Source organism: Paenibacillus silvestris, assembly GCF_009882985.1.
GTDB lineage: Bacteria > Bacillota > Bacilli > Paenibacillales > NBRC-103111 > Paenibacillus_E > Paenibacillus_E silvestris.
On sequence record NZ_WTUZ01000038.1, the window covers coordinates 138,531 to 154,674 of the forward strand.

Consider the following 16,144-nt stretch of genomic DNA (forward strand, 5'->3'; position numbering starts at 1 on the left):
TTGTTACACCTCCAAGACGAGAAGCTCTGGATCAGCCAGAAGCTGTTTGATGTAGTTCAAGAAGCTTTGCGCTGTCGCTCCATCTACGATACGGTGATCGAAACTTAAGGAAAGAGCCATAACCGATGCGGCAACGATTTGACCGTTTTTCACAACAGGTTTTTCCGTAATGCGGCCAGCACCCAGGATTGCAACTTCTGGGAAGTTGATAACCGGTGTGAAGAACATACCGCCTACAGAACCAATGTTCGTAATGGAGATCGTGCCACCCTTCATCTCGTTCGGAGACAATTTGCCATCGCGTCCGCGAGTAGCCAAGTCTTTGATAGAAGAAGCGATCGACCATACATTTTTGCGGTCTGCGTCATGGATAACAGGTACGAGCAAGCCGTTGTCTGTATCCGTTGCGATACCGATGTTGTAGTACTTTTTGTAAACAATTTCTTGTTTCTCTTCGTCGATCATTGCGTTCAATGCTGGGAATTGACGGCAAGCCGCTACCAATGCTTTCACGATGAAAGGAAGGTAAGTCAACTTCACGCCTTTCTTCTCAGCAAGAGGCTTCGTGCGCTCACGCAGAGCAACTAACGCGCTCACGTCGATTTCGTCCATCAGTGTCACGTGCGGTGCCGTGTACACGGATTTCACCATCGCGTTCGCGATTACTTTCCGGATTCCTTTGAACGGAACCCGCTCTTCTACGCGATCGCCCACAGCGACCTGCGTGCTAGCCGCAGGTGCTGCGCTGCCAGCTGCTTCCGCTGCAGCTGGCTCTGTTGCTGCCGGAGCCGCGGCGTTGCCCGCTCCGCTAAAGCCAAGCACGTCTTCGCGTGTTACGCGGCCGTGCTTGCCAGTTGGCGTCACCTCTGCGAGTGTGATGCCTTTCTCTCTTGCAAGCTTGCGCACGCTAGGCGTCGCAAGCACTTCAAGGCCGCCGCCAGCGCTTGGCGCTGCTGGTGCCGGTGTTGCAGCAACTGCCACTGTGACTGCTGCTGCAGGAGCCTCTGCTACGGCTACCGCTGTAGCAGCAGGTGCCGCTGCGGCTGGCGCAGCGTTGTTGGAGCTGCTGTGATGCATGGACTCAGCCGGCATCTCGCCTGTTACTTCGATTGTCATCACGAGCTCGCCAATCGTACAGGTTTGTCCGTCTTTTACAGCGACGCTAACGACTTTACCTTCTACTGGACAAGGAACTTCAACAACAGCTTTGTCGTTCTGTACTTCCATAAGAATTGTTTCGTCTGTTACGGTGTCACCCGCTTTAACGAGCATCTTAACGATTTCGCCTTCATGTATGCCTTCTCCAAGCTCTGGGAACTTGTATTCAAACAATGCCACGTGTACAACCTCCTGTTACCTTCGACTGTGAATTAGAATTCGAGTACTTGTTTAATACCGGCAATAACACTTGCAGGGCTAGGCAACCAAGCATCTTCAATTTGTGCGAACGGATAAACGGTATCCGGAGGCGCAATACGAAGAACTGGAGCTTCCAAGTGAAGAATTGCTTTTTCATTAATTTGAGCAATAACCTCTGCGGCTACTCCAGAAGTTTTTTGTGCTTCTTGTACGATAATTGCACGGTTCGTTTTCTTGATCGAAGCAACGATTGTATCGATATCAAGCGGAAGCAGGGTGCGAAGGTCGATAACTTCAACTTTCACGCCTTCTGTTTTCTCGATCTCTTCAGCAGCTTTCACTGATGTGTGAACCATAGCTCCGTATGTGATGATCGTTACGTCAGAGCCTTCACGAACTACGTTCGCTTTACCAAGCTCAATCGTGTATTCACCTTCTGGTACTTCTGCGCGGAATGCGCGGTATAAGTTCAGATGCTCCATGAAGAAAACTGGGTCATTATCGCGAATCGCGGAAATGAGCAAGCCCTTCGCATCGTAAGGATTGGAAGGAACAACAACTTTAATCCCCGGAGTTTGCACCAATAGACCTTCAAGTGCATCCGTGTGAAGCTCAGCCGCTTTAACGCCGCCGCCGTAAGGCGTACGGAATACGATTGGCGCATTGTAACGACCGCCTGAGCGGTAACGCATACGAGCTGCTTGCACGCAAATTTGGTCAAGCGCTTCGTAAATAAAACCTACGAATTGAATCTCAGCGATTGGACGGAAGCCTTGAACGCCAAGACCTACAGCAAGTCCGCCGATTGCAGACTCAGCAAGAGGCGTATCGAATACGCGCTCTTCGCCGAATTCTTTTTGTAAACCTTCTGTAGCACGGAATACGCCACCAACATGGCCAACGTCTTCGCCGAACAAAATTACATTTGGATCTCTTTCCAGTTCAACGCGCATTGCGTCTTTAATCGCTTGAATCATCGTCATTTGTGCCATGACTTCTCCGTGCCTCCTAAGAGTTTTTGCCAGATTTTATTTATACGCTTGTTTCTGTTCTTCGAGATGGGAAGGTGTAACTTCGAACATGGAATCGATTAAGCCCGAAACTGTCATTTTCTCAGTTTCTTCAGCTTTTTTAATGTGCTCAGCAACCGTTGCTTTTGCTTCTTCTTTCACTTTAGCCTCTTCTTCTTCGCTCCATAGACCTTTTTTGGTCAGGAAAATACGCATGCGCGTAAGCGGATCTTTAGGCTCCCAATCGGATTCCTCGTCTTTAGTACGATACTTCGTTGTATCATCGGCCAAGGAATGCGGACGGTAACGGTATGTCAAAGCCTCAATCAATGTAGCGCCTTCGCCTTTGCGGCCTCTTTCAGCAGCTTCGGACACAGCTTGAACAACAGCCAGAACGTCCATTCCATCTACTTGCACGCCTTTGATACCAGCAGCAATTGCTTTATGCGCAACAGAAAGCGCTCCAGTTTGCTTGGAGTAAGGCGTTGTGATCGCATAACCATTGTTTTGTACAAAATAAATGGCAGGCAGCTTGAATGCTCCTGCAAAGTTCATACCTTCGTAGAAATCTCCTTCGGAGCTTCCTCCGTCCCCTGTGTACGTAATCGCTACACGCGGTTGGTTACGTTTTTTGAATGCCATAGCAACACCAGTTGCGTGCAGAATTTGTGCACCAATGATGATTTGCGGCATAAGAACGTGAACATCTTGCGGAATTTGTCCGCCATGTTGATGTCCGCGGGAGTATAGGAATGCTTGGTAAAGCGGAAGTCCGTGCCATACGAGCTGCGGCATATCGCGGTAACCTGGGCAAATAAAGTCATCTTTATTTAATGCAAATTCACTACCGATCATGGAAGCTTCTTGACCGGATACCGGTGCATAGAAACCAAGACGTCCTTGACGACCGAGATTTACTGCTCTTTCGTCCCAAACACGTGTGAATACCATTCTTCTCATTAACTCTCTTAATTGGTCATCGCTAAGTTTAGGCATTTTGTCTGGATTTACAATTGTGCCGTCTGGAGCCAGTACTTGTAAAGGCTCAACCTTCTCTGTGGTCACTTCGTAATTTACTTGGCTGACAAGTGGCTTACTCATACCATTTCACCTCTTATATGATTTTGATGCCTGCTAGCTACACTTCTGTTATAGTATTATTATAAACCTGTTTTTGTGAATTGTACACCGCTATCCTTATGATATATGACCTTTTTTCGCGGAAGCGAATAGTACAGTTTAGGAAAATATATAATACAGTTAACATGAAATTAACAACTGATATAATACACCTTACCCAAATCATTTCCAACTTACGCTTCACATACCACTTTTCCCCATTAGGATATAAAGGAGAATACACGATGTCTGATGACGCTCGTTACTACCAAAGAACCATTGTGAAAGATGAACTCACCTCTGTCCTGCTGCAAGAAACACGCCCGCTTCGCGTTTATTTGCCTCCCGGTTATAACGAGCTGCTCTCCTACCCCGTTATCTACTGCCAAGATGGCGAGCAATTCTTTAATTTCGGGCGCATTGCCACAACGATTACCCGCTGCATTTTGGATGAGGACCTGGAGCCGGCTATTGTCGTAGGTGTGGATGTGAACACGGCTAACCGCACGTCCGAGTATGCGCCGGAAGGTGAGCGTCATGATGCTTATTGCCGCTTTTTCGCGGAGGAGCTGCTCCCTTATGTGGAAAGCCGCTATCCTGTACGAACGGAGCGCAGTGAACGCATTGTCGCAGGTGATTCCCTCGGTGGGACCGTTTCCTTGCATCTCGCCTTAGATTATCCTAGCCTTTTTTGCCGCGTTATATCCTTATCTGGCGCATTTTTCGACATTACCCGCGAACGCCTTAAAGCGGCAGACGATTTATCTTGGCTTGAAATGTATATGTTAATTGGTTTGGATGAAACGGATGTCAAAACCGAGCGAGGAACCTTTGACTTCGTCAGAGAAAATCGTTTGGCCAAAGAGGATCTGGAAAGAAAAAATGTGGTGCTACATTATATTGAGAAACCTGGCAAGCATTTGTGGGGATTCTGGCAAGGGGAATTGAGCGCGGCGCTGCACTATTTTCTAGGGTGATGTTGAGCGAGGGCTTCCCTTGCAATTAACGCCGATTTCTCCAGCTATTCCATGCAATTCCTCCACATATAGCGAAATAACTGGATTTCGGCCGGAGGGCCCGAATGTATGGGTTGGCTGCAGGTGCATAAAGGCGATGCTGCAGGCAGCCGTCACATCTTACAAAACGTCGCATCTTACAAAGAAAACGGTCCCGCTTGCGTCAGATGACGAAGTCAGACCGTTTTTCTATTCCTTAATCGCGTATCGCTCTTTCATCAGCCTCACCATGTCGCTAATCTGTTCATCCGTCGGATACCCTTGGATTACTTCAGGACTCGCCACTTGCAGCCCTCTGGCAACCATAACTTCAACTAAGTTCGCAGTAAATTGCTCTGCTGTTAAAGGAATGTTCAAGCATTCCGCTAAACTCGCCATGCTCCCCGGTGCCACCTCAGGATACTGGCTGTGATCAGCAGATCCAGCCGCGCGTTCGTAGAAGCCCCTAGCCAGCGCTGCTTTCGCCTCGCCTTCGCCCTCGACGATAATAAACGCTTGAACCGATAAAGCAAGCTGCTGCCTGCGTTGAGCGATCCCACAGAACTTACGACCACCTACACTTAAGTCGAACTCACCTGGACAAAAGGAGCCCATCACTTCACCTTGATCAATATGATCGGTAAGTTTGCTCATCACGTCGCGGATCAGGGTAACCATCGCTTCGAAATCCTTGCGATGCTCCATATCTCCTGCCTCTTTCGGCAGCAGTAATGAGACATTCACAACACTCAAATCCAATGGAACCGCTGCGCCGCCTGAATTTCTTACTGCCGTATCATACCCTTGATCGAGCAGCCACTCGTTAGCAAGTGCTGCTTCGGGGAGTCGGCTATCTCTAAGTCCCATGACGAAAGCTCGCGGGTGCCGCCAAATGTGAAGGATCGGAGGTGCCATTTTACCAATTGATCGGCACAAAAGTTCTTCCAACGCAAAAGCATATAGAATAGATCTTGTGTCCGTTTCCTGGGTTCGGTCCAGAATGACCATGGAAGAGGAAAGTGGTGTATTCGTCATTTATATATCTCCTGAGCCTGCTATTTAAGTCCGTCTTCCGAATTGTAAGCGAAACTAGCGTAAGCCGCAATGCAAAAATCGTTGCATTTCGCCAAAAAACATCAAAATTTAGGATACAATTCGAAGGAATTCCAAGTTTTGTGTCGAATAAAAAGTGGAACATCAAATTTTTTATTAAGTAGGCGAGATCTTTGAACATATTTGACGATTTACTCCTGAATATCCTTGTTTTAACCGTCCCCATTGTTTTAACTCACATCTTTTGGCTCGAAAAACCCGGTTCACTAGACAGTTACGATAAGTACCGACAGGTATTTCTCTTATTTATCTGCTCATTAGCCGCCATTTTTTGCGTGACCCATCCTTTTTTTAAACCCATAGGCAATCATTTCGATCTCCATATTATTCCCGTACTTATAGCCTTCCTATATGGCGGCATACGCTCAGGACTAGCGGTTTCTGGACTCATACTCGCCTATGTGTATATGATGAATGGCCCGAATTTCGTGTGGATCGTCACCTTATTAGCTCTTCTTGTCCCCTTCATCCTGGCTTTCATTGCGCTGAGCAATTGGAAGCACCTAACCCCCAAAGTGATGTTTCCCACCCTGCTTGCTTTCATCAGTGCTCTAGCAACTTTCTGCATCACTCTGCTCTATAGAGTCGGTTCTTTCGTCCCGGTAGATCGTACTTTTTTGGTATACGGTATCTTGTATTGTCTCGTTCATTTATTTACTATGTGGCTGCTTACGTATTTAATTGCTCGGATCCGCGAAAATATTACCTTGCGCCAAGAAATCCAGCGCTCTGAGAAACTGAATGTCCTAAGTGAACTGGCAGCTTCTGTCGCCCACGAAATCCGCAACCCAATGACGGTAGCCAGGGGATTTATGCAAATCCTCAGTCAATCACAAGTCACTGAAGAGAAGAAACATGTCTACACAGCTATGGTCATCGAAGAAATCGACCGCGCTCAGGGTATAATTACCGACTACTTATCCTTTGCCAAGCCAGAAGCTGAGAAGCTTGAACCGCTGAACCTATCTGATTTGTCATCCAAATTAAATAATCTCATTCTTCCATATGCAGCTGCACGCGGGGTTGATATTCAAATCGATATGAAATCTCCCCTGGTCATCCAAGCTAATGAAGAGAAAATTATGCAATGCCTGCTCAACTTAACAAAAAACGGTATCGAGGCTATGACTAACGGGGGCGCGCTACAGATCATTGGCTTCAAAAAGGGTTCCAACGTTATTCTGCAAATTACAGATACTGGTGTGGGGATGACTGCTGAACAGATCAACCGCCTTGGAACGCCTTTTTATTCCACCAAAAATAAAAGCACCGGTCTCAGCATGATGGTCTCTTACCGGATCATCCGCACCTTTGGAGGACTCATTGAAGTAACGAGCGAGCCCAATCAAGGCACTTGCTTCACGATCTCGCTACCTGCTGTTTGATTCACTTGCAAGAATATCCATGATCCCCTTGAATAAAGGTATGGCCTTGTTGCTTTCGGTTGGGTCCGTGTTCTTGATCACGACGGATACCGCATACTTGGGAGAAGCTACTGGGCCATATCCGATAAACCACTGATTCACCTTTTCCTGCTTGCCGACCATCGTTTGTGCCGTACCGGATTTCCCTGCGAGCTGCCACTTGGCATCCTTCAACCCTTGGCCTGTCCCTTCGGTCACGACTTCTCTCATCCAACTCAAAAGCGTACGGCTTGTCGAGGCAGACACGTACCCCTCTTTGTCCTTTAACGTTTGCGGTTCAAACTTCTCCATCACACGATCGGTTTGGTAGCGTATTTCTTGGACCACTCTCGGTGAATAGCCTTTTCCATTATGCAGCAAAGTAACAATCATATTAGACGCCTGTAAAGGGGTCATCATGACGTCTCTTTGACCGATGGCTGTCTGCATAAGCACTCCCTCATCATCATGCGGCGTATTGGCGCCAAAGAGCTGTCCGGTCTCCTCGCTATCTAATTGATGAAGCAGGAGCTTCGTGTCCGTCTTCCCTGTCCATCCTACCTCATCAAGGACGCCAAGCTTATGTGCGAAGCTTTCTAGTTGAGCTGCAGTCAAGCGCTGCATGACTTTGGCAAACACGATGTTGCATGATTGTGCGAACCCTTGCTCCAAGGTTAAGGGGCCATGTCCCTCTTTTCTCCAGCATGTAAAACCATATTTGCCAAGAGCTCCTTCACAAGTGAAAGTCTCTTTGGGATTAACCACACCAAGATCTAATGCGGCAGCTGCCACAATTGTTTTGAAAATAGAGCCGGGAGCCGTCGCTTTAAGCGCATAGTTGCTCCAGCTATTACTGGCAAGATCCACGGACGTGGGATCATAGTTGGGCCTGCTTGCCATGGCGACGATGTCCCCTTGTTCGACTTCCTGAACGACGGCAGCTCCATCGCGTATTTTCAATTTATCCATCAGTGTCTCGATTTGCTGCTGCACACTTACATCAAGGGTCGTGACTAACTTAACGGGATAAAAGGCATTGTTCGGCGCAATCATACGCGCATCAAGTCCTGTCAGAGGCCTTTTCCCAGCATCCATAAAATAAGAGATCGTTGTCTCCCCGATACCGCGAAGCCAAAGATCGAACGTCTTCTCAAGGCCTGCTCCGCCAATCTTCGTTGTCAGTGCGACCTTACCTTTCTCCAAATCGGCGCTGTATAGGTTCATCACCCGATCTGGATTCTGCCCGATGAAGCCAATCAACTGCCGCGCAGTCATCCCGCTCGGGTAGCGATCCTCCATCTGCACCACCTTCACATTCGGCAAATTAAGCGCATCAATCTTAGCTTCCTGTCCATCTGTTAACTCGATCGGCTTGCCTCCGCCAGCAGCACTCCACACTTGCGGCTCTTTCAGATCTTTGGTGAATACGCGCCATGACTCCGCATTCGTCCGCAAAATCTGAACAAGCTGTTTCACTTGCTGTGGCTTTGCTTGCAGATCACTATGAATGGGAAACACAACCAGAGATTTTACAATCTTCCCTGTTATCGGTTGCAGATCGCGATCCAGGATTTCTCCTCGGCCGCTTTCCAGCACAAGCGCACGCTGTCTTTGAACGACTGAGTTTTTAAGCAAATTAACGCCGTGTGAGCTGTAGTTTTCCGTTGCTGCGATCTGTATCCAGAATAGCTTGCCCACTATGCCGATAAACAGGAGTACGATAGTTAAGAGAACAAGAAACATACGACGTTTTTCAAGTGAAGATAACTGTTTGACCCTCATACACCTAGCTCCTTGCGATGTCATTCATCATAATTTCAGATGTACTCAGTATCGTCATTCCTGCACTTAGACAAACCGTCTATACGTCCTCTCTGAAACAAAAAAAGTCCACCCTCTTAAACAGAGAATGGACTTCGAATTGTATACGACTAGACTTCGAATTTGGATAAGGTGTCGGTAAGTGATTTGGAAAGCAAATCCAGCTTATCAGACAATTTAACCAAACCATCGCTAATGCTAAGCTGCTCGGAACTCAAGGAAGCAACTTCCTCTGAAGTAGCAAGAGATTCCTCTGCTACAGCACTTACATTCGTCATAGCATCCGAGAGAACGACTTGCGATTGTTCGAGTGTTGAGATCGAATCGCTCACCGTGCTCAATTGCTCAATGAAGCCGCCCATGTGGTTCGTTACTTGTTTGAAAATGATATCGGCTTCTTTCACCGCTAGAATCTGTTCTTTGAATATTGGTGTAGCTGTTGAAAGCACCTTCACCGTTTCATCGATTTCTTTCTGGATCGTTTCTGTAATTTGACCTACGACATCAATGGATTGACGGGATTGGTCAGCCAGCTTCCGAATCTCATCCGCTACAACCATGAAGCCTTTGCCCGCAGCTCCGGCACGCGCAGCTTCAATTGTTGCATTCAAGGACAAAATATTCGTTTGCTTCGTCATATTATTCAAAACATCCAAGATTTTGCGAATCGAACGTGTGCTGTCTTTCAAGTTGTCGACTTTATCAACCATGGAACGAATCATTTCTTCGGTCAAATTCGTTTTCGATATGAGCTCGGACATGTATTTCGTTCCTTGCTCACTGGAGCTCTGCACATCTGCTGCAGCTGTTCCCATCTCCAGATTTGCTTCGATAACCTGTTTCATCTGGATGCCGATATGATGTGTCAGCTCGTTTCCTCTTTCGGACTCCGTCGCCAAGCCTCCGGCACCATTGGAAATTTCATCCGTAGCCACAGCAATTTCTCTGGCCGCAGTAGCAGTCACTTTGGAGGAATTCGTTAACTCTTGCGCTGTTTCAAAGACAGCTTGCGCTGAGCTGCTAGTTTGTTGGACCAACGTTGTAATCTGCTGCATCATAACATCGAAACTTGCGCCCAACTGCCCAATCTCATCCTGCGTTGTGTAGTTTGCACGTACAGTTAAATTACCTTTTGCGCCTTGCTGCATCAAGTTGCGAAGATTAACCAGCGGTCGACCAATCATTCTGGCAACAAATAATCCGATTAATACGGCCGCAATAGCCGCAAATAAAGCGATTAGAAGCGTATAATTGAAAATTTTCTTAGCGTCCTTCACCAGTGAGCTAACTGGGATATCTCCAACTAGATTCCAACCTGATATAGATGATTTGTAATAGGCAACCAAATGATCGTCTTTCGTTACAAAAGAGCCATGTTCTTCATCCCGTTGCTCTTTCGTTATTTGAATGGCAGCATCTTTTTCGAGTTCTGCAGTTTCTGCAACTGCAACATTCTTATTCTCTGCATTCGTAATGACGACCTTGCTGTCATCTCCCAGAGACATACCTGTAATTTCTTTATTCAAGAGATCAGTGCTAAGCTCCAACATTAACACAGCAGTTGTGCTGTTCGTAAGGGTATTTCTCATAAGACGGCCAATGGCGAATGTATTCGTGGAAGAGCTGGAATATCCTTTGACTTTACTATCCAACCACGCTACTTTTCCCCCATTCTCCACTATCTTCTTAAACCAATCGCTTGTTCCGGAATTTTCGCTTAACGTACTTCCACCGGAACCCGTAATGACAATAAGCTTGCCGTCTGGTCGATAAAGATGAAGCGTTTTAATTGACTTGTTAGCGAAGGTCACCACATTTAATTTATCCGTTAATTGGCGAATAACCTCCAGCGATTCGTACGAAGTAGGATCCAATGTAGGAACTTTCTCAAGAAGGTCCTGCAGCTCTTTGTTCAGCATAATTTGCAAAGATGCATCTTCAAAGGTTTGATAAAGGAAATCTAGCTTTTGACCTGCTTGTGTGACAGTTTGCAAGGAGGATTCCGCCACTTTGTTCTTAATGACACTTTTGGACACGCTGTAAGAAATCATACCCACAATGAGAACGAAGAACAAAATGCTGATAAAAAACATTAAAAACAGCTTCATACCTACGGATTTCACTGGATTTTCCAGCTTAACCTGCTTCATTTCTTTAAAAGCGTTTGTGCCCATTTGCTTGGATGTCTTACCTGCTGTCCCCGCCATACGAACGACAGCTTTGTTTGCAAATGCAAGAATACTTTGGAGACTCTTCTTCATCTTCTTCACCGCCATTAGTTTCTGTTCATTGTCCCCCATACTTTCGTCCTAAAATGAAAAGGGTTACAACTCGTGTTTTGTATTCATTTCGACAACATGTAACAATTTCCTTTAATATTCGCTCTAAAAGAAAATAAAAAAAAGAAACTTTCTCCAATATAACCCAGTCTGGAGAAAGCTTCCATGGTACTATTTTCCTGTTTTCTTACGCATCATATCCCATTTTCTTACAGGAAATTCCGTTTTAAGTTTAATCACTTGAAGTGGATGCCTTGCTGCATCCAGCTCTTGACCCTCTTCATTCCAGATCACGCCAACCGTTTGTTTAAACTGCGTTCCTTCTGGTCCGAAGAATTCAATTTCTTGCCCTGGCTTGAAATGATTTCTTTGTTGAATCAGCGCGGTCCCCGTTGCCTCGTCATAGGACAGCACTAGACCGACAAAATCAAAACCAACTACTTTATCCTCTGGTTCGAAAATGTGATCTTCAGGGCCTGGAGCATCGTAGAAGAAGCCTTCATTCAAAGGTCGATTGGCCGCTTTGTGGATCTCCTCCTGCCAAATAGGATTGAGCTCGAAATGTTCCGGATCCTCAAAATAAGCATCAATGGCTTGTCGGTAGGCATTAACAACCGTCGCCACATAATGAATGCTCTTCATTCTTCCTTCAATTTTGAAGCTATCTACACCGGATTCAATCATATCGGCAATATGTTCGATCATGCTGAGATCCTTCGATCCCATCGTAAAGGCATCATCTTCATCCCCGAACAACGGTAAATCCGTCGCGAGTGGCGCTGATTCAAGCTGATCTTTGGCAAACAGATCATATTTCCAGCGGCATGATTGCGAGCAGCCTCCGCGATTAGAGTCGCGATCCGTGAAATGATTGGAAAGCACGCATCTGCCGGAGTATGAGCTGCACATCGCGCCGTGAATGAAAGCTTCAATCTCAACATCGACATGAGCTTTAATCTGATCGATCTCTTCCATACTCACTTCGCGGGCCAGAACCACCCGTTCAATGCCTTGATCTTTCCAGAACTTCACCGTTTGCCAGTTCATCACCGACTGCTGTGTACTCACATGTACTTCCAGCTTAGGCGCTACTCTCCGGCAGGTTTCCATAATAATCGGATCCGCTGCGATAATGGCTGAGATACCAACCTCTTGCAGTCCCCGCAGGTACTCATCCAGCCCTTCGATGTCCTCGTTGTGCGCATAAATGTTCGTTGCCACGAACACTTTGGCCCCGTAGCCGTTCGCAAACTCAACGGCTTCACGCATTTCCTCGAGCGAAAAGTTGTCTGCGCTAGAACGAAGACCATATTTCTGCCCGCCAATATACACCGCGTCAGCACCGTAGTGGATGGCGAATTTTAATTTTTCCAAATTGCCCGCAGGGGCAAGTAATTCCGGCTTATGCAGTCTAACACGCTTTCCTCTTGCTCGTGCTTCTAATGCTGTCGTCATCTCGAAAACGCACCTTCTTCCATCTATCAATATACCTGTTCTTTATAGAAAAACCCGAAAGACAATTCACGCTCTGGGTCTTGCAATTCTGTTATAGCATCCAGCCACTCCTGCTGGAACTCAAATCCTTCAGGGTTAGCAGCATAAGCATCAATGACAGCACGATAGCTGCGAACAACCGTTTCGTTATAAGCAGCTGATTTCAAAAGTCCCTCGATTTTGAAGCTATCAATCCCGCCATCCATAAGCTCAGGCAAATTCTCTAGCATGCAAAAGTCCTCAGAACTCATGATATGCGTGCCATTACCATCCTCATACACAGGATAACGCTGATCGCGGCGCTCATGCTCAATGAGGATCAGTCCGCGTTCAATGGAGCGGTCCTCTGTGGAGGCATCTTTTCCTTGGTGTTCGATATAATTTTTCACTAGCTCACGCTTTGAGTGATAAATATTAGTAATACCATGTACTTGAACTTCAACGGCTAACTCCGTGTTCTCTTTGAAAGCCAACACCTGTTCCATGTTCAGCTCTCTAGCCAGCACAACCCGGGTTGCACCCTGTCTGCCCCAATAATTCGCTGTCGCGAAATTGGTTGAAGTCATCTCAGCATTCCAATGCAGCGCAAGCGGCTTTGGCAACGTACGCGCAGCCATAAGGACTGCAGGATCACCGAAAATAACGCCATCCACGTTATATTCTTGCAGCTTGCTTAAATACTCTGACAGTCCCTCCAAGGAGCCATTGTCAAAAATTTTGTTTACAGACACATACACCTTCGCCTGTTGCTCATGAGCCCAAGCTACGGATTCGCTTATCTCCTCAAGCTTCACGTCTCCAGGAAGACGCATCGCATAGCGCGCTTCTCCAATGATCACACTGTCTGCGCCGGCTTCAATCATTCTTTTCAATTCAGCGCTACTACCGCAGCTTATTACTAACTCTGGTTTTTTCACTTGCTTACCCTACCTTCTGTCAGCTTCCTAACGTGGTATTAATTCGCGGTCTTTTTACTATCCGCAATATTCTTTTTGTGCTCCTCAAATGTCTCCGCGAACAAATGCCCTTTCGTGCCGTCCTTCTTCGTTACATAAAATAAATATTTCGTTTCCTGCGGATAGATCGCAGCTTTCATCGAGGCAAGACTCGGACTAGCAATTGGCCCCGGAGGCAGTCCAGTATTTAAGTACGTATTATAAGGGCTTTGTATTTGCAAATCTTTTTCCAACAACCGCTCCTTGGACTTATCAAATAAATATTGCACCGTAGCATCAATTTGCAGGGGCATATTCTTTTTCAACCTATTTTGGATAACGCCGGAAACAAGAGCCCTCTCTTCGTCCTGAACAACCTCTCGCTCAATTAAAGACGCAATCGTCAGCATCTGATGAACGCTAAGTCCCTGCTCCTTGAGCTTGTCCTTCCAGTCAGGCGGCAGCGTTGCAAGCTTCTTGTCCAGCTGCTGCAGCGTTCGCTCAATAAACTCCTGTTCCGTTGAACCCTTCTTAAACTCATAGGTTTCCGGGAACAAATACCCTTCGAGCCGATGTTTCAAATTCTTGTTATCCGGAATGCTGCTCGCGGCGGTCTCATCTGTCAGGCCTGCAGGGGCATCTGCCAGCTTCAGAAATACGTCTTTGTTCCACGGTGTCTGTTCACTTAATTTAGCAGCAATTTGATCAACGGTATATCCTTCAGGAATCGTTATACGAATAACCTCTTCCTTCACGGTTTCCCCTTTATTCAGCTTTTCTATCATCTCTTCGAACGTTAAACCGGGCTTCATTTCGTATTCACCAGCTTGAAACCTGGAGCCCTGTTTTTTTACTTTTAAATAATACGTAAAAACGGATGAATTCTTAATAAGTCCCTTTGTTTCAAGCTCCTTTGCGATTTGTACAGATCCGGCGCCTTGGGGAATGGATACCCTCACTGGTTGCTCAGAGGCAGTAACCGGCTGCAGTGCATTCGCAATATATAAGCCAATACCGCTTGCTGTCCCGATTATTATGAGCAGAAACAGGCCCACAATTAGAAGAACTAGCTTCAGCTTCTTTCGTTTCGTCGTACTCCCTGCGCTTTCTTGATCAAGCATGTTGTTCACGATGATCCTCCTAAACGTTATGCAGCAGCAAAACTCTGCTATCGCAAGCTCTCCAAGCAAACAAAAACGAGCGGATGCGCTCCGCTCGGTTGTTTACTTCTTACAAGTCATCCTGATTTGGAAATACCATCTCGTCGTAGAGCTCCGAAACAGTTTCGAATTCGTCGTCATCCTCGATGGTTTCCAATTCGTATTCGCCTTCCGCATTCTGCGTCACTCGGAAAACAGCAACCTCGTCTTCCTTCTTGAGTTCATCGGATTGCAAAATAGCATACGTTCTATTGTCATAAACGAATTCTTTAAGAAGATGATAAACCGTTGATTCATTTTGCTCATCAAACAAAATAATATCATCCCCGTAAGCTTTACGCAATACGTCAGAAGGCGTCGTACTCATGCTTCTTCTTCCTCGTCGAATTCTGCCATTAATGTATTAAATGTTTCTTCCACGATATTCCACTCTTCTTCATCATCGATGGTGAACAGCTTCAAATCTTCGCCGTCATCATCTTCTTCATAACGGAATGCATACACTTCATCGGATTCTTCGTCTCCTCCGTCAGTAGGCACAACCATCATGTACTTCTTGTCAGAACCGTCCACTTCGAATTTCATGATAACCTCGAACTCTTCTTCGTTGCCTTCATCGTCCGGGATGTAAATGATTTCTGGTTCCTCTTCACGCAATTCTTCTTTGGACATGTTCATTCACCTCTTCATATTGGCATCCATATACCCTTGCAGGATGATCTGTGCGGCCATTTTATCAATGACCTGCTTCCGTTTCTTCCGACTCACATCTGCTTCAAGCAGCGTGCGAGTGGCAGCAACAGTCGTTAAGCGCTCATCCCACAAGTGTACAGGTACACTTAATTTTTGTTCTAATTCTTTGGAGAACTGGGTGGCCAATTCGCCACGAGGACCAATCGTATTGTTCATATTTTTGGGTAAGCCAACGACAATTTTCGTGACACCATACTGCTCGACAATAGCTGCCAGCCGGTCAATGTCTTCTCCTGGCTTACGACGATGTATGACTTCCAGCGCTTGCGCGGTCCATCCTAGCTCATCGCTCATCGCTACACCAATCGTTTTATCCCCGTAATCCAAGCCTATCCATCTCATGCGGTTCTCATTTCCTTCTATTTGTGTTGACCCAGATAAGCACGAACCAATTCTTCAATCAGCTCGTCGCGTTCCCGTTTACGAATGAGGCTACGCGCATTGTTATGCCGTGGAATATAAGCAGGATCTCCGGAAAGCAAGTACCCGACAATCTGGTTGATCGGATTATACCCTTTTTCCTGAAGAGCATCGTAAACCGCTAATAACACATCTTTGGGCGATGTCTCAATTTCTTCTGCTTTCACGTTGAACTTCATCGTTTTATCCATGGAACTCATCAGGAGCACCTCACTTTCCTTGTGATACCATTTGTAAATATATTTGAAAACTGTTCCGTGTATACTGGTTTATATTCTCTATG

15 protein-coding genes are annotated in these 16,144 nt (G+C 46.4%); 2 read left to right on the forward strand and 13 right to left on the reverse strand.

Translation table 11 applies throughout. From position 1 onward, the window contains the following. Positions 1–3: 3 nt before the first annotated feature. Genes GQF01_RS29120 through pdhA form a run of 3 tightly spaced genes read right to left on the reverse strand, consistent with a single transcriptional unit; the run spans position 4 to position 3,470 of the window. Entirely contained in the window at positions 4–1,338 is a 1,335-nt protein-coding gene (locus tag GQF01_RS29120) for a dihydrolipoamide acetyltransferase family protein (RefSeq protein ID WP_161410466.1), read from the reverse strand. Positions 1,339–1,370: 32 nt separating this feature from the next. After that, on the reverse strand, positions 1,371–2,351 hold the full coding sequence (locus tag GQF01_RS29125) for an alpha-ketoacid dehydrogenase subunit beta (protein WP_161410468.1): 981 nt from the start codon (positions 2,349–2,351) through the stop codon (positions 1,371–1,373). Positions 2,352–2,387: 36 nt separating this feature from the next. Beyond that, positions 2,388–3,470, reverse strand: coding sequence for a pyruvate dehydrogenase (acetyl-transferring) E1 component subunit alpha (gene pdhA / locus GQF01_RS29130; protein WP_161410469.1), 1,083 nt, complete (start codon positions 3,468–3,470; stop codon positions 2,388–2,390). 263 nt (positions 3,471–3,733) lie between these two features. On the opposite strand from pdhA, the gene GQF01_RS29135 reads away from it, so the two are divergent. Then, entirely contained in the window at positions 3,734–4,465 is a 732-nt protein-coding gene (locus GQF01_RS29135; protein WP_161410471.1) for an alpha/beta hydrolase, read from the forward strand. Between the two features lie 228 nt (positions 4,466–4,693). Here GQF01_RS29135 and GQF01_RS29140 read toward each other — a convergent pair whose 3' ends face one another. Beyond that, entirely contained in the window at positions 4,694–5,518 is an 825-nt protein-coding gene (locus GQF01_RS29140) for a lipoate--protein ligase family protein (RefSeq protein WP_161410474.1), read from the reverse strand. 191 nt (positions 5,519–5,709) lie between these two features. On the opposite strand from GQF01_RS29140, the gene GQF01_RS29145 reads away from it, so the two are divergent. Next, positions 5,710–6,981: an ATP-binding protein gene (locus GQF01_RS29145; protein ID WP_161410475.1), complete on the forward strand. Its 1,272-nt coding sequence runs from the start codon at positions 5,710–5,712 to the stop codon at positions 6,979–6,981. Here GQF01_RS29145 and GQF01_RS29150 read toward each other — a convergent pair. The 9 genes from GQF01_RS29150 to GQF01_RS29190 form a co-directional block, all read right to left on the reverse strand. Next, on the reverse strand, positions 6,967–8,781 hold the full coding sequence (locus tag GQF01_RS29150) for a peptidoglycan D,D-transpeptidase FtsI family protein (protein ID WP_161410476.1): 1,815 nt from the start codon (positions 8,779–8,781) through the stop codon (positions 6,967–6,969). The genes GQF01_RS29145 and GQF01_RS29150 overlap by 15 nt on opposite strands. Positions 8,782–8,930: 149 nt before the next feature. After that, positions 8,931–11,081: a methyl-accepting chemotaxis protein gene (locus GQF01_RS29155; protein WP_235960630.1), complete on the reverse strand. Its 2,151-nt coding sequence runs from the start codon at positions 11,079–11,081 to the stop codon at positions 8,931–8,933. A 189-nt stretch (positions 11,082–11,270) separates the two neighbouring features. Continuing rightward, entirely contained in the window at positions 11,271–12,554 is a 1,284-nt protein-coding gene (locus tag GQF01_RS29160; RefSeq protein WP_161410477.1) for a peptidase U32 family protein, read from the reverse strand. A gap of 26 nt (positions 12,555–12,580) precedes the next feature. Continuing rightward, positions 12,581–13,510: a peptidase U32 family protein gene (locus tag GQF01_RS29165; protein WP_328803556.1), complete on the reverse strand. Its 930-nt coding sequence runs from the start codon at positions 13,508–13,510 to the stop codon at positions 12,581–12,583. 38 nt (positions 13,511–13,548) lie between these two features. After that, complete coding sequence (mltG, locus tag GQF01_RS29170) at positions 13,549–14,649, reverse strand: endolytic transglycosylase MltG (protein ID WP_161410578.1); 1,101 nt, start codon at positions 14,647–14,649, stop codon at positions 13,549–13,551. A gap of 109 nt (positions 14,650–14,758) precedes the next feature. Further along, positions 14,759–15,055, reverse strand: coding sequence for a DUF1292 domain-containing protein (locus GQF01_RS29175; protein ID WP_161410479.1), 297 nt, complete (start codon positions 15,053–15,055; stop codon positions 14,759–14,761). Further along, positions 15,052–15,360, reverse strand: a complete 309-nt coding sequence (locus tag GQF01_RS29180) for a DUF1292 domain-containing protein (RefSeq protein WP_056610485.1) — start codon at positions 15,358–15,360, stop codon at positions 15,052–15,054. Before GQF01_RS29180 ends, GQF01_RS29175 begins: the two co-directional genes overlap by 4 nt. Positions 15,361–15,366: 6 nt before the next feature. Continuing rightward, on the reverse strand, positions 15,367–15,783 hold the full coding sequence (gene ruvX, locus GQF01_RS29185) for a Holliday junction resolvase RuvX (RefSeq protein ID WP_161410481.1): 417 nt from the start codon (positions 15,781–15,783) through the stop codon (positions 15,367–15,369). Between the two features lie 17 nt (positions 15,784–15,800). Further along, positions 15,801–16,061: an IreB family regulatory phosphoprotein gene (locus GQF01_RS29190; RefSeq protein WP_028555746.1), complete on the reverse strand. Its 261-nt coding sequence runs from the start codon at positions 16,059–16,061 to the stop codon at positions 15,801–15,803. Positions 16,062–16,144: the final 83 nt, after the last annotated feature.

Excerpts from the sequence above, each read along its gene's own strand:
- GQF01_RS29125 (WP_161410468.1), bottom strand. The coding sequence starts at position 2,351 with ATGGCACAAATGACGATGATTCAAGCGATTAAAGACGCAATGCGCGTT.
- pdhA (WP_161410469.1), bottom strand. The coding sequence starts at position 3,470 with ATGAGTAAGCCACTTGTCAGCCAAGTAAATTACGAAGTGACCACAGAG.
- GQF01_RS29135 (WP_161410471.1), top strand. The coding sequence starts at position 3,734 with ATGTCTGATGACGCTCGTTACTACCAAAGAACCATTGTGAAAGATGAA.
- GQF01_RS29140 (WP_161410474.1), bottom strand. The coding sequence starts at position 5,518 with ATGACGAATACACCACTTTCCTCTTCCATGGTCATTCTGGACCGAACC.
- GQF01_RS29150 (WP_161410476.1), bottom strand. The coding sequence starts at position 8,781 with ATGAGGGTCAAACAGTTATCTTCACTTGAAAAACGTCGTATGTTTCTT.
- GQF01_RS29155 (WP_235960630.1), bottom strand. The coding sequence starts at position 11,081 with ATGAAGAAGAGTCTCCAAAGTATTCTTGCATTTGCAAACAAAGCTGTC.
- GQF01_RS29160 (WP_161410477.1), bottom strand. The coding sequence starts at position 12,554 with ATGACGACAGCATTAGAAGCACGAGCAAGAGGAAAGCGTGTTAGACTG.
- mltG (WP_161410578.1), bottom strand. The coding sequence starts at position 14,649 with ATGCTTGATCAAGAAAGCGCAGGGAGTACGACGAAACGAAAGAAGCTG.
- GQF01_RS29175 (WP_161410479.1), bottom strand. The coding sequence starts at position 15,055 with ATGAGTACGACGCCTTCTGACGTATTGCGTAAAGCTTACGGGGATGAT.
- GQF01_RS29180 (WP_056610485.1), bottom strand. The coding sequence starts at position 15,360 with ATGTCCAAAGAAGAATTGCGTGAAGAGGAACCAGAAATCATTTACATC.
- ruvX (WP_161410481.1), bottom strand. The coding sequence starts at position 15,783 with ATGAGATGGATAGGCTTGGATTACGGGGATAAAACGATTGGTGTAGCG.
- GQF01_RS29190 (WP_028555746.1), bottom strand. The coding sequence starts at position 16,061 with ATGAGTTCCATGGATAAAACGATGAAGTTCAACGTGAAAGCAGAAGAA.